Raw genomic sequence first — 17959 nt, forward strand, 5'->3', positions numbered from 1 at the left:
TTTATGAAGTTCAGAACTGAGATAGATATTCCGGAAGGGTCGGTGCAGATCGATCACCAGTCTGAAATTGTATTGATCGGCTCCTGTTTTTCTGAAGAAATATCGGCTAAATTTGATTATTATAAATTCCGGAATTTTACAAATCCCTTTGGAATCCTATTTAATCCCGTATCCATAAAGAATGCTGTACAGTATTGCGTTCCTGGAACAGCTTTTGAACGCAAAGACCTGCATTTTCATCAAAATAAATGGATGAGCCTTTATCATCACGGGAGCTTTGACCACGCAGATCCTGACCTGGTACTCGGCAGGATCAACAAGAACATTCTGGACGGCCAAAAAGCCATTCAAAAAGCTACTCATATAATCATAACCTTGGGCACCTCCTGGGTTTATAGATTCCATAGTGACAAAAGGATTGTAGGTAACTGTCATAAAATTCCTCAAAAGGAGTTTACAAAGGAACTATTGAGCTCAGAGGATATTCTCATTACTTTGAAAACCATCATTACCCTGATCAGGGAAGTAAATCATGGATGCACATTCATCTTTACAGTGAGTCCTGTTCGTCATATAAAGGACGGATTCATTGAAAACACCTTGAGTAAGGCCCTTCTTCATAAGGCAATCCATGAGCTAAAAAAAGAAGAAGAAATATGTTATTTCCCTTCCTACGAAATCATGATGGACGACCTGCGAGACTACAGGTTTTATAAACAGGACCTGGTTCATCCCAATGAAATGGCTGTGGACTATATCTGGGACCTATTTAAAAGGTCCTGGATCAATGACTCGTCCATAAATGACATGACTGAGATCGAGAAAGTTCAGAAATCGCTTGCACACAAACCTTTTGACCCCGATTCGGAGCCTCATAAAAAATTTCTGAAAAACCTGGAGGGCAGGATCCGGGATCTTAAAAAGAGAATTCCGGGGGTAGAATTTGATGAACACTTTGAAACTTCAAACTAGTACATAAAAAAAGGGAAGCCGTTTGGCTTCCCTTTTTTTTTATATCCTGGTCTTCTTTATTTTATACAGTTCACAACATTACCCCAAGGACCGCCGTTAATGGCATCCACTCCATGTTGTTTCAAAATCGTTGCGGCTGAACCGCTCCTCGCTCCGCTTCTGCAACAAGTAATTACAGGCTTGTTGAGCTTTTTGATCTCTTCCACACGACTTCCAATGGTATTTAAAGGAATGTTCTTTGAACCTTGCACATGACCTTGTTCAAATTCCTCAATTGTCCTCACATCGATAACAACAGCACCTTTCTCCAAATACTGTTCAATTGAATCAACACTGGTACTTCCTCCAAATAAATTAAATAATCCCATATTTCTTCTTCTTATTAAAAAATTCTGTGCAAATGTCTGAAAAATCTCCCAATTAAAAGTAACGGTCGTTACAATTAACGTGTAAATAACATTTCTCGGTACTTTACCAAGGGCCATAATTCATCATCGATCATGAGTTCAAGTTTATCACAGTGATTTCTTATCTGCTCAAAATATGGCTTTACCTTGTTACAATACAAACTGGCCTTTATACCTTCTTCTTTCACAATATTCGCCTTCTTGCGCTCCTCTACCATTGCATTTGTCTTTTGCGTAATACCCGAAATATGTTCGGAAATCTTTTTGATCAAATCCATTTGCTCTTTAGCAACGCTTTCAAATTCCTTGCCAAAAACCTCCTTCAGCCCTTTAACATTTCTGATCAGGGTGTTTTGATAATTCACGGCCGTGGGAATAACATGATTCATGGCTATATCCCCAAGTACCCTGCCTTCAAGTTGAATTCTTAATGAATAGGCCGCATATTCTATCTCATGGCGTGCAAAAATTTCAGTTTCATTCATTACCTCCATCTCCTTGTAAAGGTTCATGGCTTTATCACTGATCTTTGCCCTAATGGCTTCCGGAGTAGTTTTATGGTTGCTCAACCCCCTTTTCATCGCTTCCTTTTCCCAATCTTCCCCATAACTGTTGCCTTCAAAAAGAATGTCTTTTGAATCCTTGATATATTCTCTTAAAACATTGAAAATAGCTTCGTCTTTTTTAAAGGATCTATTGTCTATCAATTTGTCAACTTCTTCTCTGAAACGCTTTAATTGTTTGGCTACGATTGTGTTCAATACAGTCATGGAATTGGCGCAACTGGCCATGGACCCAACGGCCCTGAATTCAAATTTGTTCCCCGTAAAAGCAAAAGGAGAAGTTCTGTTGCGGTCCGTATTATCCAAAAGGATTTCAGGAATTTTACCCACTACATTTAGTTTCAGGTCTGTTTTCTCCTGAGGTGACAGTTTACCATCCGTTACGTTTTCAAGTTCTTTTAGTACCGTTGTCAATTGTTCCCCAATAAAAACGGAAACAATGGCAGGCGGTGCTTCATTGGACCCCAGCCTGTGATCATTACTTGCCGATGCTACCTCTGCGCGCATGAGCTCTTCATAGGTATAAATTGCTTTGATCGTATTAATGAAAAAGGTCAGGAATTGAAGATTCCTCATCGGCGTTTTCCCAGGACTAAGAAGATTCACGCCGCTATCCGTATTCAGGGACCAGTTATTGTGTTTTCCTGATCCATTGATCCCTTTAAAAGGTTTTTCATGAAGCAATACCTTTAACTCATGTTTGGAGGCAACCTTACCCATGATATCCATTAAAAGCGCGTTATGGTCAACTGCTAAATTGGCTTCTTCATGTATGGCTGCTATTTCAAATTGATTTGGAGCCACCTCATTGTGTCTTGTCTTAACCGGAATTCCAAGCTTTATGCATTCGGTCTCCAGTTCTATCATAAAATTTATTACGCGTTGAGGAATACTGCCGAAATAATGATCATCGAGCTGCTGGCCCTTTGCCGATGTCTGCCCCAATAAGGTACGCCCGGTTAAAACCATATCGGGCCTGGACATGACCAAAGCTTTGTCGATCAAAAAATATTCCTGTTCCCATCCAAGGGAGGCATTTACTTTAGATACATTTTTATCAAAATACCTGGCAACTCCTGTGGCCTGTTTATCAACCGCATGCAAGGCCCTGAGCAAGGGTGTCTTATGATCAAGTGCCTCTCCTGTATAGGCAACAAAAATTGTAGGTACGCAGAGTGTTGTTCCGTAAATAAAAGCTGGAGAAGTCGGATCCCATGCCGTATATCCTCTTGCTTCGAAAGTGTTGCGAATTCCTCCACTCGGAAAACTCGATGCATCCGGTTCTTGCTGAACCAGTTCATTCCCACCAAACCTTTCCAGGGCTTTTCCATCTTTTCCCAGTTCAAAAAAAGCATCATGCTTTTCTGCCGTTCCCCCTGTCAAAGGCTGGAACCAGTGCGTATAATGGGTGGCTCCTTTTTCGAGGGCCCAGTTTTTCATTGAGTTGGCCACCTGATCAGCTATCTTTCTGTCAATGTTGGATCCGTGACTCACCGCATTCATAACACCCTTAAAAGCCTCAGTTGTAAGGTATTGTTTCATGGTTTCCTCATTAAAAACATGGCTTCCAAAATATTCAGACCTGTGCTGTGTTTCTGTTACGGGCCTGAGTTTTCTGCTAAAGGTTTGAGCCAAGGCTCTCGATCTGAAAGTCGACATACATTAAAAATTAAAAATTTCGGGTTTAAAAATACTGATTTTTTAAATGTACCCCTCAAAAAATTGGGTATTCATAAAAATAATATCTAGTTGAACTAATTTACCCCCAATATTTTTGATGTGTGTTTATTATATTTATATTTGCGACGAAAAATTAATTAATCTAGAAATTTATGAGCAAATCGAAATTAGAGTACATTTGGTTAGACGGACACCAACCTACTCAAGAGTTGAGAAGTAAGACTAAAATCGAAGATGATTTTAGCGGGAAATTAGAAGATTGTAAAGTTTGGTCTTTTGATGGATCTTCAACTGAGCAAGCAGAAGGAGGATCATCAGATTGTTTATTAAAGCCTGTTGCTATCTATCCTGATCCTGCAAGAGACAACGGATGGTTGGTAATGGCGGAGGTACTCAATGCAGACGGAACACCTCATGCGTCAAATGCAAGAGCGAGAATTGATGATGATGATAACGATTTCTGGTTTGGTTTTGAACAGGAATATTTCTTAATGGATACTGAAACTGATCTTCCATTAGGATTCCCAAGAGGTGGTTTCCCTGGCCCACAAGGAAAGTACTACTGTTCAGTTGGTGGTCGATATACCTGGGGTAGAGAATTTGTTGAAGAACACGCTGACCTTTGTATCGCTGCAGGATTAAACTTTGAAGGTATCAATCAGGAAGTTGCTCCGGGACAATGGGAATTCCAGTTGTTTGCAAAAGGTGCGAAAAAAGCCGGTGATGAGATCTGGGTAGCACGTTACTTATTAAACAGATTGACTGAAAGCTATGGTTACTATATAGAATTACACCCAAAACCTGTAAAAGGTGACTGGAACGGTTCTGGTATGCATGCCAACTTCTCAAACACGACACTAAGAACTTGTGGTTCTCAGGAAGTGTATGAAAAAATATGTGAGGCTTTCAGACCAGTAGCAGATAAGCATATTGAAGTATACGGTGCCTATAATGATGAAAGATTGACAGGATTGCATGAAACAGCTCACGTTTCTGACTTCAGCTATGGAATTTCTGACAGAGGTGCTTCTATTCGTATCCCGATTATCACAGTTGAGAACGGATGGAAAGGATGGTTAGAAGATCGTAGACCAGCTTCAAACGGAGATCCATATAAGATTGCAGGTAGAATTATCGAAACAGTAAAATCTGCCAAGATCTAAAATATTTAATTTTGGTTAAGGAAAAGCCTTCTCAATTGAGAAGGTTTTTTCTTTTTACAAGGCTTTGTCTGCCTCTGGAGATATCATTCAAACCCCTACTGAAGTGACTTAACGAGTAAACTTATAAATATGATATAACTTCCTAAAAGGATGAACCCCTCTCTCCATGACAATTTCATTTTAGCAGGAACAAACACGAGAGGAAAGATAACCAGAGAAAAATAAAGCATCCAAAGTATATCGAATTCTATCAGGCCCTGATCCTTGGCAGTAATTGGCGTTACCATTGCCGTTATTCCCAAAACAGCGAGTATATTGAAGACATTTGATCCCAGTAAATTTCCAAGCGAAATTGCCTTTTCTTTTTTAACCACGGCCACCATTGAGGCCGCCAGTTCCGGGATACTGGTTCCAATTGAAATAATGGTTACTCCAATAAGACGTTTTGTAACTCCATATTGTTTTGCAAGATTAACGGCTCCTTCAATAAGCAATTCGGACCCGGCCCATAATCCAACAGAACCTATAAGAAGAAAGAGCAAGGTAGGGCCTATTGGAAAATCCTCATCATCCTCGGGCATCTCATCAATAACGGCTGCTTTTTGAAATTTCAAAAGGTATATCAAAAACACCGTAAGCATAATGAACAATATCAGGCCTTCCCATCGCTGAATTATGCCATCGAATGCAAAAAATCCATATAGGACCAGTGAGGAGAACATCATTACCGGCCAATCGGTTATATAAAAACTCTTTTGAACCTGAATGGTGGAGACCATGACTACGATGGCAAGAACAAAACCTAAATTGGCAATATTTGATCCAATCACATTTCCGAGAGCAATATCTGCATGGCCGTCGAGAGCGGCTTTAAGGCTTACAATTAATTCCGGAGCCGATGTTGCAAAGGAAACAACCGTCATTCCGATGACAATCTTTGGTATCTGCAATTTAAGAGACAGCGAAACTGCCGATTTAAGCAGCCAGTTCCCCCCGAGGATCAAAAGTGCAAATCCACCAAGGATCATCAAATAATTCATAATGCAAATTTTGACAAATATAGTTGATACAAATGATTGAATTCAAAAATATGTTCCTCTTAATTTTTTGTTAAATAACTACTTTTTTAGTTTTATAACTACTTTTTTAGTTTATATTTGGTCCAGAATTATCATTACATGGAAAAACTCACCAACAAAGAAGAAGAAATCATGAGGGTCCTCTGGAATTTAAAGAAGGCCTTTGTCAAAGAAATTGTGGCGGAATTACCCGAACCAAAACCGCATTACAATACCATTTCAACCATAGTTAGAAATATGGAGGAAAAGGGTTTTATAAATCACAGTGCTTTTGGAAAATCTCATCAGTACTATCCTGCGATCAGCCAGGAAGATTATAAAAAAACCTTTATGCATAAAACCATACAGCACTATTTTGAGAATTCCTACAAAAATGTGGTTTCCTTTTTTGCCAAAGAAGAAAAAATAAGTGTCAGTGAATTAAAGGAGATCATTTCGATCATCGAAAAGAACCAAAATAAAAAAGCGTAAACCATGGAGTATTTCGTTAAATTTTCGGCCATACTGGGTTTGTTCTATATAGTTTACAAACTATTTCTTGAAAAAGAAACATTTTTTAATGCTATTAGAGCCTACTTTTTAGTGGCCATTGCAGCGGCTGCTATTTTACCCCTGGTGGTAATTCCTGAATACGTATATGTTGATACCATCATCTCGAATACAGTTAGTACCGATACCCGGGAAGTGATTCCCGCTGACACTTCCAGCCCCTTTGACCTTTGGAATTTAATCTATGTTGCCTATGGAACGGGCGTGCTGTTCTTCGGGGTTCGATTTCTGATTCAGCTCGGATCACTTTTCAGGTTTATATTCCGTTATTCCAAAAAGAGAAAAGATGGTTTTGTACTGATCGAATCCTCGGGTTCGACAAGTCCTTTTTCCTTTTTTAAATATATTATTTATCCAAAAAACGGTTTTAACAAGGATGAAAAAGAACAGATCATAGCCCATGAAAAAGTACACGCCTCACAATATCACAGTTTTGATATCCTTTTGACCCAGTTGCTGATCATTTTCAACTGGTGGAACCCGGTTGCCTGGATGCTGCAAAAGGAAATCCAAAAAAACCTGGAGTTTATAGCCGATCAAGGGGCTCAGTTAAAAGATAATTGTCAGGAATCTTATCAATACCTGCTCTTAAAAACAGTAACACCAAACTATTCATTCGCATTAACAAGTAATTTTTATAACTCAATCATTAAAAAAAGAATCAAAATGTTACACCAAAACAAATCAAACAAATTCATGTATATCAAATTCATGTTTATCATTCCATTGTTGTTTGCATTCGTATTCACGTTCAATACTAAAGTAATTGCCCAACAGAAAAAAGAAAAGAATGTGGAATGGACTTCAGAGAACAAAGTAAAATGGAAGACCAAACTAGAGGTAGAGATCATCACCAAGGATTTTCAAAAAAGTGACCTTGAAAATTTAAAGTCTGAACTCTTAAAAGATGGAATTACCATGAATTACAAGAAATTAAGATACAATGACAACAATGAAATCATAGGTATTCAAATTTCTTTATCGAACAAGCAAAATAATAAAACCCAGATCGAACAGATGGGATCGGCTCCAATAAAACCTATCAGTATCAAATTTGATGACAAGGGGGCGCTTGCCGTTGGAAATCTTGAAAGCATGAAAGATCATAATGTTTTTGTTACCACGAATGGCGACGAAATTCACAAAAAAGTAATTGTAACCACCAGTGGTGATATGACAAAAGATGAACAAAGCTTTGTATATGTAACAGAAGACGGAGGCACTACCCACGTTAAAATGGTTAACGGGAAAAAAATTATTGAAGAAGTCCACGGGGGCGGAGATCATAATGTTTGGGTTACCAAAGAGGGTGACACCACGAAAATAAAGAAGATCAAGATCATTGAAATAGACGAAGATACCGATTCGGATAAAAAGGTGATTATCGAAAGAATTCATGAAGATGATAAGGAAATAGAAGTTAAAATAATTGGAGATAAGCACAAATCCGGAACCCATGCCATGTTTATCAGTGAAGACGGTGAAAAGCCTTTGATGATCGTTGATGGAAAGGAAATTGAAGGAGGCAGCTTAAAGGATATCGATTCTAAAAATATTGAAACCGTTGAGGTTTTAAAGGGAGATAAAGCCGTTGAAAAATACGGTGAAAAAGCCAAAGATGGTGTTGTTATCATCAAGACCAAGAAATAGGGCTGACACATAATAAACTAAAAAAATCGCCTTTTTCCAGGCGATTTTTTATTTTTACCCTATGAAAAAACAACTATTCAAACTATTGGCTAAAGTGAATAAAGCCATTTTGCCCAGCCTTGGAAAAAGAGAGGTGGATATGAGCAAAGCCAAAAAATGGCAGATGGCCCTGATAGGATGGCGATACTATGTAACGCGAAACAGCCTGGACTAAAATGCAAGCTTTTTTGTATCTTTAAGAAAACGCTTTGTTATGGACGATCAATCAAGACACATCAAATTTTTTACAGGATCATTAATTGAAATTCAACGCCTACAGCTGGACCTGGATGACAACGGGATCCCCTCCATGGTAAAAAATAACTTTCAATCCGGGCTTAGGGCCGGTTTTTACGGAGGTTCTCCTTCCCAGGTAGAGCTCTTTATTTACGAAGAAGACATGGAAAAAGCCAAGCCAATACTCGCCTCCTTTAAGGAAGCCATGAATCTATAACTTTTAGACGATTTTTTTTCCTGTTTTACAAAAAAGAAATATATTTGCAGCCCAAATAATTAAGGCCTCGTGGCGCAACTGAATAGCGCATCTGATTACGGCTCAGAAGGTTACAGGTTTGAATCCTGTCGAGGTCACTAAGAAAAGAAAGCTCAGCGGAACGCTGGGCTTTTTGTTTGGTGTTGAGTCAAGTGCAACTTGAACGATAAGAATAAACAAAAAGCCCATTCGACGAAGGAGAGGGATTTCTTTTCGGAATTCGGAGCTCCTAAGGATCATGAAATAATCCTGTCCATCTCAATCATTTCATCTAACTCCATATTCCTCTTATAAACCTGAAGGGGTTTTTCTTTCCATAAACCAGGTTGATATTTTAACGGATATTTTTTTGAATTTTTCATATACCCTCATCAGGGTATTTAATGATGAATATCAACATTTTATTTGATTGTAATCATTTATATTAATTGGATGCTAGTTTAATTTTATGATTCTCTAAAATATATGGATCATGAAAAAAAGAATCAACTTTAGAATCCTTAGCTACACACTTCTTTTAACACTGCTGGTACTTTGTACTGAAGATGACCCAATTGAATTTCGCCTAACAACTAACTGTGTACCCGAAAAAACAGGAACCGTTTCACCTGAATCCGGAATGTTTACAGAAGGATCTGAGATTGAACTCAAAGCAACTGCAAACCCTGAGTACATTTTTAAACATTGGGAAGGAGATGCGGTTGGTGATGAAAACCCTTTGAAAATAACCATGACCAAGAACAAGGCAATAACTGCTGTTTTTGAAAAAGTTAATTATTCATTGACCATTGAAGTGATTGGTCAGGGAACAGTTAATCAGGAAATCGTACTCGCCAAATCCTCCTCCACTGATTATGAATCAGGAACAATCGTCAAGCTCATAGCGGTACCCGAAGATGAATGGGAGTTTGTTGGCTGGAGCGGTGATCTTAGCGGTACGGAAAATCCTATACAGATAGAAATGGATAAGGCCATGACTATAACAGCAAAATTCGAAAAGGTTTCATATGCATTAGAAATAGAAATCGAAGGAAATGGAACAGTGAAGGAAGAAATAGTTCAAGCTAAATCTTCCTCAACAGATTACGATCCAGGAACAACCGTTCAACTTACCGCAATACCGGATGCCGGCTGGATATTTGTTGGTTGGAGCGGCGACCTTACTACAACAGAAAATCCGATTCAACTAAAAATGGATCAGGCCATGACCATAAAAGCAAAATTTGAAATAACTGTTGAAATTCCGATAAGCATTTGGGTATTCGGAAATGGAACCGTTGAAAAAGAATGGATTGAAAACCCTTCACCGGGTGATTCAGATGTGAGACTGACCGCTCATGCAAAAGAGGGTTCATACTTTGTATATTTATATGGTATCATGGATAATGAAATGGGAGATTTTCTTATTACTGAAAACCCAATTGAATTCAATCTAAGTGAGGCTTTATGGGCACAATATACAGATCACCTTTTTCTCTATGCAATCTTTCAGGAAGGACTCACAAACAAAACCTACATTCCAGATAATGATTTTGAACAAGCCCTTATTGATCTGGGATACGATGATCAATTGGATAATTACGTACTGACTCAGGTAATCAGCAGAATTGAAGAATTGGATGTATCAAACCGAAACATCCAAAGTCTCAATGGAATTGAAGATTTTATAAGTTTACAAAGACTGCGTTGCAATCAAAATAATATAACGAATATAAACCTATCTAAAAATCCTCATATATCCTTATTGGATGTCAAAGACAATGAATTAGATGATCTTGACCTTACGTCATTGGGAAACATTCTTTTACTGGACATTAGGAATAATCCTCTCTCTTGTGTTAAAGTAAATGAAACACAATTAGAACAAGTAGAAAACCCCGGATTGGCCATATGGCTTAGAGATGAAGGAGTAGAATTTTCCATGGATTGTGACGAATAAACTTTCCTTTTCTCGATAAGTAAATAAACCCGGATATGCTTTTTATATTCGGGTTTTTCTACCACCACTCCCAAAAATTGACAGCTATCTTTTCTTACTATGGCACCGGGTCTAAATTGACCACGATCAATACCCCACTTGATTTATATCATTGGATATTAGCTTTTTGTGATGTTCCTTTATGTCATGATAAAAAATATTTTTCACTTGGCTCTTGGTCCTTAATGACAAGTCAATCAAAAGTATTATGATTATCGAACGAAGTTAATTCACTATCACAAATACAATATTATGGTCTTCAAAAAAATAATATCATTCATAATTCTTTGTAGTATACTCTTTTTCAGTTGCGCAACGTCAAATGATTCAAGTTACTCTGAACCCGATATTCAAGGAAATAAGAATTCAAATCCAAGAATTGTGGAATCAAAATATGAGACGTCTATGGCCCAAATAATACAACAATTATCAGGAGTTGTTGTTCAAGGGTCAGGTAACAATACCCAGGTAATAGTAATGACCGGAAGTTTTTTCACTCATGCAGTTGAGGAACCTGATAATTATTTCAATAATCAATCTTCTGAACCATTGTTTTTACTAAATGGAGTTCCCTATTCGGAAGATTTTCAAAGCGTCCAAAACGGTATAAATCCTCAAGATGTTAAATCGGTAGAGGTGTATAAAAAACCTCATGAATTAGCCCGTTATGGGCTTCGTGGATCCAATGGAGTAATCAATATAAAATTGAAGTAGGGTTTCCCTTACCTATTGGCAGGGTCTAATATGATTTAGACTTTTTAGAAGTGGGTTCTTCAGAAGTTTGTTCACTTTGATTCTCTATTAGTTCGAGGAGCATTATTTCTGATTGTATATACCACCTGGGATTGAGTACTTCAAACTTACCTTTGTTCTTATCCTTGTAGTATTTGTTGAGCCTTCTTTGATACTTAATTGATTTATTCTTTTTGGCACTTTTAAGAAATGCTTTATCTTCTCTTTCCGAGAACCATTAAAATTGCTTCGATCTTTTTTTGTTTAATTCGCTGTTTTGACCAAATCCCAAGAAAGTAACGAAAAGAAAAATAGAGTATATGGAACAGATCTTCCTCATCCTTAAATAGGTTTTCCTCTAAAATTAGAATTTATCGGTAATAACCCCATTGATTTTGATCAATACCGCTCTTGATTCTTATCAGACATGAAGTTAATTATACTCATCTCGATAAATAATATATCCCATTCGGAAGCGAAATTCTTTATTCCAGCATCCATTATTTCATCTGATCAGCTGATGCTATATTTAGTTATCAAACTTAGCAAATGCTCCCCTTCTTCCGTAAAATACGTTGGCGACTAACGCCAGATAATCAGTTCTTCAAGTATGGTAGATATGCCATTGGAGAGATAGCCCTTGTTGTGATTGGGATATTGATTCCGCTTCAGATAAATAATTGGAACGAGGAAAGGAAGGATATTATCAATAAAAAATGAATTAAAATCACACCAGGACATAATTCGATAAAATCTCCTAAAATTCACGTCAATAAAAAACGGAAGTCCTTTCGCTTTTAAAAAAGTCAAGAGGGAACAGGATCTGGCGGAACTGTGTCGACAGCTTTGAGAATTGATCATTAATTAATCTCATACTTCGTTCAAACTATCCAGAAATGAAAAGGGTTTTTGTTGATGAGAATCAATTTATCCATTGTCCCAAATCATCGTAACAAGATTAAAATGGTGTTAACTTGATTTTCCAACCCATTAAACAATTTGACATGAAAACAATCAAAAAAAGCATCGAGTGGGCCGCTAAAATTCTTTCCTTTCTTATTCTGCTTCAAAGTTGTACCGTATATCATAATTATTCCAGCTCTGTTGATGAGGCGATAGCAACTAATGATAAAGTCAAGCTGGACATTAATAATGACGATCCTTATAAATTCAAAAAGATCAAGATTTTTGGGACTGAATGTTATGGTTTAACAAAGATTAAATCAGACACCTATCGGAGACTTTCAGATAGAAAAAAAATGGATGCTGGAATAAAGAATTTCACTTACGTCCAAATATCTCAGGAAGAACTCAGTAATATTCATTTAAAAAACAAAGGCGCTTCTAATGCACTTTCAATAGCAATTCCAGTATTAGGTATTGGTGCTGCGATTGCTATTGGAACCTGGGCAACTGTTAAAGATGGTGTACTTTAGCCGTAATAAAGACATTGATTTGTTTATAATAGATCTTTCCTTTTCCTCCCTCCAAAGATGAGTATTCACTACCCCTTCAGAAATGGAGGGGTTTTTAAATCTAAATTAAGCTTAAATTAATAAGGTTTTTCTTCACAAGCCAGACAGATATTCTCTTGGATATAATCTTGAACCTTACTCATATGACAAGAAATGTTGGTTAGTTGTTGAATTTAGAAAGGTATTATTGTATCAAATATTAAACAACATAACCATGTAAAAAAAGCCCCTCCAGAGATGGAGAGGCCTTAAAAAAGTTTGATTTGTTAATTGTAATATCTTTTAAAGGATCAAATTAATAGGTGATTTCTCCCCATCCGTTTTTGAAAATTTCGAATTCGCCTTCCGGTAATCCGGAACCCTCATCTATAGGTTGAAAAATGCCGTAAAATTCTAACGATCCTGTGGCTCCTAAAAATCTTCCGGTTCCTCCTGTGATGTCATAGTTAAAGGTTGCCGGTTCACCTGGGCAATATCCAGGGATTGGGATTTCATCATTTTCACATTCGACAAAAGGATCGGCTGTAGTATAATGAATCTCATCTCCATTTGCGGCGATCATTACGCCTTTAAAACCTGTCAAACCTAAAGGAGTAAAACAAGCTGTATTCACGAAAGTATAGGCTCCGATATGACTGGCTTGGCCATATCCTGTTTGCAAAAATAGTAAATCACAACCTAATGTGTCCGGAACATATTCGATCAATCCTTGGTAAGAATTGAAGGTGATGTTTTTGGTGACTTTTTTGGCCTTGGCGCTTTTTGCCGCCTCGTCAATTGGCAGGTCTTCGGATTGGCAGGAAACGAAAAGGAAGAATGCTCCGGCCACTAAAAAAAATATTTTTTTCATAATGTTTAATTTTAGATTGTTTTGAAATTAAACTTCCAAATTACACAGAATCAGAAGGAGTAAAAATGACCATAATCAATTAATTCATTGATTGTTATCAATAAAAACCCCTCCATTGTCGAAGGCAAATTTTTACCTGACTGAAGTCATGTAAAGCCTCCATAATTATTTGGAACTTTAGGGTCTAAATCTTTTAAGTTATGATTTTGACAGATTTTTGGGAAGGTTTCATACCAGCACTTGCAGCGGTGATCTTGTGAGTATTAGCTTCGTTTTGGAATCAATGGGCGTAGGATAAAGCTATCAAGAGAAGTATCAAAGGGATAACTAAAGATGTAGAGTCGATCAAATCTCGCTTGGCCAAGTGAATATTTTCATGCATCCATTTTTGAAAGTTTGGAAAGGGGAGCTTACGTTTCATTCTCTTAGCGAGCAGGACACAAAAGACTTTAAAGTTGCTGTGGAGGATAATTACGATTTAAAGTTCAGAAGGATATCAAATACTCGTTAGGGCAACGAAAGGAGTCAGTCTAACAACTGGCTCTTTTTTCTTGCCATAATGGTACAAACCTAATCAACACTTACAGTACCTTCTTAGTAATTTTGGAAGGTGATTTATACAAAATACTTTGCCGGAATACTAAACGAACACGGTTCATTGAATCTCAATTCTGACCAGTGGAGGCGAGTGATGAACATTGTTTATCTTGAAGGGAGCATTCACAGTTTGAGAAGTGTTTTAGACCCCAAAAACCCCTATAAATATGACACGGTAATCTTCAAGTATCGGAAACGACTCACTGACCTTACCGGCAACCAAAATCCAGAGAATTTAATCAAAGAAATGTATTTGCTTTCTAAGAATTAAGAGACATTCTACATATCGGAATTTCCCAACCATCGGCGCTGATAACCTTATAGCTCTCCCCTGACAATTATCATAGTAATTTTTAGATCAGGTAGTTACCTTTAAAGGTCAATCCAGATCGTATGCTTCACTTCTTCCAGGACTGAGCGTAAAGAAAATGTCTGGTAGACATTTTTAGCGATAGGGCCAGGCAGCGCGGAGGCTTTAACAATTAAACTATGATCAACTTCTTTAGGCGAATAAGGCACAAACTAATTCAAGAAAGCCAATTTTTTAAGTATCTGAAATATGCCATTGGTGAAATAATACTCGTCGTGATTGGTATTTTAATCGCCTTTCAGGTCGATACCTGGAACGAGGATAGAAAGTCTCAAGAAAGAGTGAGACTCCTGTTCTCACAGGTTCAGAAGGAGTTGCTCTACAATATTTCCCGAACTAATTATGCCATTGATTCCTATGTTAATTTAGATTCGGTCTTTTACAACGTAATTAAGGGAAAAGCTACGTACAGGGACTACGAGTCTGACAGCCGTTATAGCCGACTTATAACACATATCAATGTTGATGTGGAAGCTCAGGAGAGTGCATTCAAGCAATTAATAGAAAGCAACGAGTCCTTTAACTCAAAACAGGACGATCTATTGAACCAATTAAGAAACCTATATGGACTTGACTTGTCAAAAGTGAAGATCCAGAATAATAATCTTGCCCAAATGGCAAACGATTTCCGTCAAAAGTTAAAAGATGAAAAGTCGTGGTACTCGGATTTAGGAGATCCATCTTCGGCCAGTCATATTGACCATGTTTTTTCAGAAGAAATAATTTATTACTTTCTGAATGATCCTTTTTACCTGAACGAAGTGCGGGATTTTATTAACGTCGGGTATCGAAATCATTTAAGGAGCATCCTGGGTTTTAGAACAAGAGCAGTTGATATTTATAAAGAGATAGCCTTTTACTTGAATGAAACTCCAGACCCAATAATAGTAAACAATATTGACAATTATTCTCATTTCATGGGGAACTATACAAATGAAAAAATCACCTTAGCATCCGATGAAGATCGTGTGAACGCCGTGATAAAAAGTAAAAATGATTCACTAAGGCTCAATATTTATTGGAATGAGTTTTTAATTGATTCGATGGAAATACGTCCATATTCAACGGATTCATATATAGCTTTTTATGAAGCCCAGGGAGAAACTGAAGGCGTCCTGAACAAATTTATCCGCAATGAAAAGACCGATAAGGTTGAACTAATTTTAATAGGTGATTTTGGTCCAAACAAAGAGAAACGGCCCAGATTTATAAAACTTAACTAAGGTAGATTCTTCCTTCATCGATCCCAAATTCAAATCCTAATTAAAACAAAACGATCACTTCAAATGCTTCACTTCTTCCGTAAAATCCGACGAGACCTTTTAGCCAATAGCCAATTTTTTAAGTATTTGAAATATGCCATTGGTGAGATTGTGTTGGTTGTCCTGGGGATATTGATTGCACTGCAGATCAATAATAGGAATGAGGAGCGTAAAGAACAGGATAAATTCAACCAGATCTTGGTGGATGTGGAGAAGGAGATAGTTGACAACATTTCCTTTGCAAGAGAAACGATCCATGGTTTTGCGCAGTATGACTCATTGTGTCTGAATTTTTTCATTGACTCGGTTAGGTTTGCCGATAATATTTACTTGTATAGAAGACTTTTCGGGGGCTCTGTCAAATCATTAATTCGAGATGATGCTTTTCAAAAACTTAATCAGTTGATTCGCTTATCCACCGAGCAAGAAGCTATGAGGGATAAGCTGATTGATTTTAAACTTGGTAACGGCGAAATTGAAATTGATGATCACAGCAGGAAAATGACCGAATTAAAAGAGGCCCGTTTAGAAATTTTCAAGAAACACGAATGGTGTGAAAATTGGCAATTTTATAAATATGATGACAGATTTGCAGATTTTTTTACCATGAATGATGAAGGCAGGAATCTTGTTTTAGAGAATTTTACATGGGTAACAGAGTACAGAGAAAGTTTACAGCATTACGACAGTCACGCAATTCCAGTTTTTAAAAGTATTAGCAGATACTTAGATAGCCTTGGACTAGAACATAATGATTCCTCGTTATTTGAATATGATCCCAAAAATTACAAACATTACCTTGGGAAATATAATGCAGTATGGTGTTCTCATAAAGATTTTGTTTTTGATGATTCTGTTATTGTTTCCACTGAAAAAGGCAAGTTGTTTTGGACAGCCTATCGGCAGGATGGAAACGGTAGAAAAATGGAGATCTCGCCAATAAACAAATATCATTTTAGGACTCCCTTTTTTGCGGGAATCTATCATTTAGAAATTAACGAACACGGAGAGGTTTCAGGCATAACATTCAGTGCCGGTCCTGAATGGGTTTATTCACTTGAAAAAGTAAGATGATCATTCTCCTCAAACCCTAAATGGATATTCGGTCAACCACTCAATCAACTCATCTAACTCCATATTGTGAATAAAAAAATAACGCAATTTCCCAACCACTGGAAATGAAAATCGTTTAGACATCTCGATAAGTAATCGAACCCTTTCGGAAGCGAAATGATACCATTCGTCCTTGATGAGTATAATGAATGAATCCCGGATACTATATTTAGTTATCAAACTCAGCAGATGCTCCCATTCTTCCGTAAAATACGCTTCCGGTTAGCGCAAGATAATCAGTTCTTGAAATATTCCCGATATGCCATTGGGGAGATAGTTTTAGTTGTGATAGGTATACTAATAGCATTACAGGTCAATGACTGGAATAAAGAAAGGATCAACAGGATAGAAGAAAATACATATCTCCAGAGGTTGGTTCAAAATTTAAACAGAGATCTTTACAATGTTAAAGCCTCGACCAGCGTTCATGAGGAGACACTTATCAGATGTACGCAAGTTTTGGATTCCCTGGGAAAGGCGAACATCGGGCGCATAAAAGATGGCGAAGCATATTCAAATGCGTTAAAAAAACATAAAGCCAATCAATTCAATAATCCCAATACATTGGGCGAGCAATTTTTCAATATTCTGGTAATAAGTCTTTTTTACAAATCTGATATTGCTTTTCAAGAATTACTTTCAACAGGTAAAATAGACATCATTAAAAATCAGGATCTCAAATCCGCCATCCAAGAACATTACTTATTGGTTACCGAATATCAGAATTTTCAAGACCGTATTGTAATGGAGATACAAAACAATTATCGAGAAGCTCTTATTAAGAATAACATCAGCTCGATTAACAATGAATCCTATTCCCTTTTAAAAGATAGAATCACAGATTCTGCCGGTTTGATCGTGGCAATAGAGAACTACATGAATATTTCTGCAGCAACTCTCAACTTGTTCATCTATAATGAAAATTCACTCCAAAAAAGCACCGAAAGATTAATTCATCAAATTTCAAATGAATTGAATAAACCCTGA

The 17959-nt window shown here is 37.2% G+C and carries 17 protein-coding genes, 1 tRNA gene and 1 pseudogene; 15 read left to right on the forward strand and 4 right to left on the reverse strand.

Going from position 1 to position 17959, the window contains the following annotated elements:
* Nucleotides 1–3 precede the first annotated feature (3 nt).
* Nucleotides 4–972: a GSCFA domain-containing protein gene (locus LCM02_RS08140; protein ID WP_224927872.1), complete on the forward strand. Its 969-nt coding sequence runs from the start codon at nt 4–6 to the stop codon at nt 970–972.
* A 56-nt stretch (nt 973–1028) separates the two neighbouring features.
* On the opposite strand, the gene LCM02_RS08145 is transcribed toward LCM02_RS08140, so the two are convergent.
* Nucleotides 1029–1340, reverse strand: coding sequence for a rhodanese-like domain-containing protein (locus LCM02_RS08145; protein WP_224927874.1), 312 nt, complete (start codon nt 1338–1340; stop codon nt 1029–1031).
* Between the two features lie 74 nt (nt 1341–1414).
* Nucleotides 1415–3601: a glutamine synthetase III family protein gene (locus tag LCM02_RS08150; protein ID WP_224927876.1), complete on the reverse strand. Its 2187-nt coding sequence runs from the start codon at nt 3599–3601 to the stop codon at nt 1415–1417.
* A 173-nt stretch (nt 3602–3774) separates the two neighbouring features.
* On the opposite strand from LCM02_RS08150, the gene LCM02_RS08155 reads away from it, so the two are divergent.
* The gene (locus LCM02_RS08155) at nt 3775–4785 is read left to right on the forward strand and encodes a glutamine synthetase beta-grasp domain-containing protein (RefSeq protein WP_224927878.1); all 1011 of its coding nucleotides are present in this window, start codon (nt 3775–3777) and stop codon (nt 4783–4785) included.
* A 95-nt stretch (nt 4786–4880) separates the two neighbouring features.
* On the opposite strand, the gene LCM02_RS08160 is transcribed toward LCM02_RS08155, so the two are convergent.
* On the reverse strand, nt 4881–5828 hold the full coding sequence (locus LCM02_RS08160; RefSeq protein ID WP_394369942.1) for a calcium/sodium antiporter: 948 nt from the start codon (nt 5826–5828) through the stop codon (nt 4881–4883).
* Nucleotides 5829–5963: 135 nt separating this feature from the next.
* On the opposite strand from LCM02_RS08160, the gene LCM02_RS08165 reads away from it, so the two are divergent.
* The 9 genes and pseudogenes from LCM02_RS08165 (at nt 5964) to LCM02_RS08205 (ending at nt 12741) form a co-directional block, all read left to right on the forward strand.
* Nucleotides 5964–6335, forward strand: coding sequence for a BlaI/MecI/CopY family transcriptional regulator (locus tag LCM02_RS08165; protein ID WP_224927882.1), 372 nt, complete (start codon nt 5964–5966; stop codon nt 6333–6335).
* Between the two features lie 3 nt (nt 6336–6338).
* Nucleotides 6339–8063 carry a M56 family metallopeptidase gene (locus tag LCM02_RS08170; protein WP_224927884.1) on the forward strand — a complete coding sequence of 575 codons (1725 nt, stop codon included), beginning with the start codon at nt 6339–6341 and terminating at the stop codon, nt 8061–8063.
* 61 nt (nt 8064–8124) lie between these two features.
* The gene (locus LCM02_RS08175; RefSeq protein WP_224927887.1) at nt 8125–8277 is read left to right on the forward strand and encodes an SsrA-binding protein; all 153 of its coding nucleotides are present in this window, start codon (nt 8125–8127) and stop codon (nt 8275–8277) included.
* Nucleotides 8278–8316: 39 nt separating this feature from the next.
* Nucleotides 8317–8556 (forward strand): putative signal transducing protein, encoded by a 240-nt coding sequence (locus LCM02_RS08180; protein ID WP_224927889.1) that lies wholly within the window; start codon nt 8317–8319, stop codon nt 8554–8556.
* Between the two features lie 63 nt (nt 8557–8619).
* Nucleotides 8620–8693, forward strand: a tRNA-Arg gene (locus tag LCM02_RS08185).
* Between the two features lie 374 nt (nt 8694–9067).
* Nucleotides 9068–10534: an InlB B-repeat-containing protein gene (locus LCM02_RS08190; protein WP_224927891.1), complete on the forward strand. Its 1467-nt coding sequence runs from the start codon at nt 9068–9070 to the stop codon at nt 10532–10534.
* A gap of 420 nt (nt 10535–10954) precedes the next feature.
* Nucleotides 10955–11287, forward strand: a complete 333-nt coding sequence (locus tag LCM02_RS08195) for a TonB-dependent receptor plug domain-containing protein (protein WP_224927893.1) — start codon at nt 10955–10957, stop codon at nt 11285–11287.
* Nucleotides 11288–11854: 567 nt separating this feature from the next.
* Nucleotides 11855–12004 (forward strand): annotated as a pseudogene (locus tag LCM02_RS08200) (DUF6090 family protein); the annotation flags it as partial.
* A 305-nt stretch (nt 12005–12309) separates the two neighbouring features.
* Nucleotides 12310–12741 carry a hypothetical protein gene (locus LCM02_RS08205; RefSeq protein ID WP_224927897.1) on the forward strand — a complete coding sequence of 144 codons (432 nt, stop codon included), beginning with the start codon at nt 12310–12312 and terminating at the stop codon, nt 12739–12741.
* Nucleotides 12742–13075: 334 nt separating this feature from the next.
* On the opposite strand, the gene LCM02_RS08210 is transcribed toward LCM02_RS08205, so the two are convergent.
* The gene (locus LCM02_RS08210) at nt 13076–13630 is read right to left on the reverse strand and encodes a hypothetical protein (RefSeq protein WP_224927899.1); all 555 of its coding nucleotides are present in this window, start codon (nt 13628–13630) and stop codon (nt 13076–13078) included.
* A 610-nt stretch (nt 13631–14240) separates the two neighbouring features.
* On the opposite strand from LCM02_RS08210, the gene LCM02_RS08215 reads away from it, so the two are divergent.
* From LCM02_RS08215 to LCM02_RS08230, 4 genes are all read left to right on the forward strand, one after another.
* Nucleotides 14241–14498: a hypothetical protein gene (locus tag LCM02_RS08215; protein ID WP_224927901.1), complete on the forward strand. Its 258-nt coding sequence runs from the start codon at nt 14241–14243 to the stop codon at nt 14496–14498.
* A gap of 218 nt (nt 14499–14716) precedes the next feature.
* Complete coding sequence (locus tag LCM02_RS08220) at nt 14717–15820, forward strand: hypothetical protein (RefSeq protein ID WP_224927903.1); 1104 nt, start codon at nt 14717–14719, stop codon at nt 15818–15820.
* Between the two features lie 63 nt (nt 15821–15883).
* Entirely contained in the window at nt 15884–16933 is a 1050-nt protein-coding gene (locus LCM02_RS08225) for a hypothetical protein (protein ID WP_224927905.1), read from the forward strand.
* Nucleotides 16934–17161: 228 nt separating this feature from the next.
* Nucleotides 17162–17959: a DUF6090 family protein gene (locus tag LCM02_RS08230; protein ID WP_224927907.1), complete on the forward strand. Its 798-nt coding sequence runs from the start codon at nt 17162–17164 to the stop codon at nt 17957–17959.

It is taken from the genome of Lutimonas saemankumensis (assembly GCF_020171465.1).
GTDB classification, from domain to species: Bacteria; Bacteroidota; Bacteroidia; order Flavobacteriales; family Flavobacteriaceae; genus Lutimonas; species Lutimonas saemankumensis.

What these genes read in the sequence shown, in the direction of transcription:
- LCM02_RS08140 (WP_224927872.1), top strand. Translation starts at nt 4, where the DNA reads ATGAAGTTCAGAACTGAGATAGATATTCCGGAAGGGTCGGTGCAGATC.
- LCM02_RS08145 (WP_224927874.1), bottom strand. Translation starts at nt 1,340, where the DNA reads ATGGGATTATTTAATTTATTTGGAGGAAGTACCAGTGTTGATTCAATT.
- LCM02_RS08150 (WP_224927876.1), bottom strand. Translation starts at nt 3,601, where the DNA reads ATGTCGACTTTCAGATCGAGAGCCTTGGCTCAAACCTTTAGCAGAAAA.
- LCM02_RS08155 (WP_224927878.1), top strand. Translation starts at nt 3,775, where the DNA reads ATGAGCAAATCGAAATTAGAGTACATTTGGTTAGACGGACACCAACCT.
- LCM02_RS08165 (WP_224927882.1), top strand. Translation starts at nt 5,964, where the DNA reads ATGGAAAAACTCACCAACAAAGAAGAAGAAATCATGAGGGTCCTCTGG.
- LCM02_RS08170 (WP_224927884.1), top strand. Translation starts at nt 6,339, where the DNA reads ATGGAGTATTTCGTTAAATTTTCGGCCATACTGGGTTTGTTCTATATA.
- LCM02_RS08175 (WP_224927887.1), top strand. Translation starts at nt 8,125, where the DNA reads ATGAAAAAACAACTATTCAAACTATTGGCTAAAGTGAATAAAGCCATT.
- LCM02_RS08180 (WP_224927889.1), top strand. Translation starts at nt 8,317, where the DNA reads ATGGACGATCAATCAAGACACATCAAATTTTTTACAGGATCATTAATT.
- LCM02_RS08190 (WP_224927891.1), top strand. Translation starts at nt 9,068, where the DNA reads ATGAAAAAAAGAATCAACTTTAGAATCCTTAGCTACACACTTCTTTTA.
- LCM02_RS08205 (WP_224927897.1), top strand. Translation starts at nt 12,310, where the DNA reads ATGAAAACAATCAAAAAAAGCATCGAGTGGGCCGCTAAAATTCTTTCC.
- LCM02_RS08210 (WP_224927899.1), bottom strand. Translation starts at nt 13,630, where the DNA reads ATGAAAAAAATATTTTTTTTAGTGGCCGGAGCATTCTTCCTTTTCGTT.
- LCM02_RS08220 (WP_224927903.1), top strand. Translation starts at nt 14,717, where the DNA reads ATGATCAACTTCTTTAGGCGAATAAGGCACAAACTAATTCAAGAAAGC.
- LCM02_RS08225 (WP_224927905.1), top strand. Translation starts at nt 15,884, where the DNA reads ATGCTTCACTTCTTCCGTAAAATCCGACGAGACCTTTTAGCCAATAGC.
- LCM02_RS08230 (WP_224927907.1), top strand. Translation starts at nt 17,162, where the DNA reads ATGCTCCCATTCTTCCGTAAAATACGCTTCCGGTTAGCGCAAGATAAT.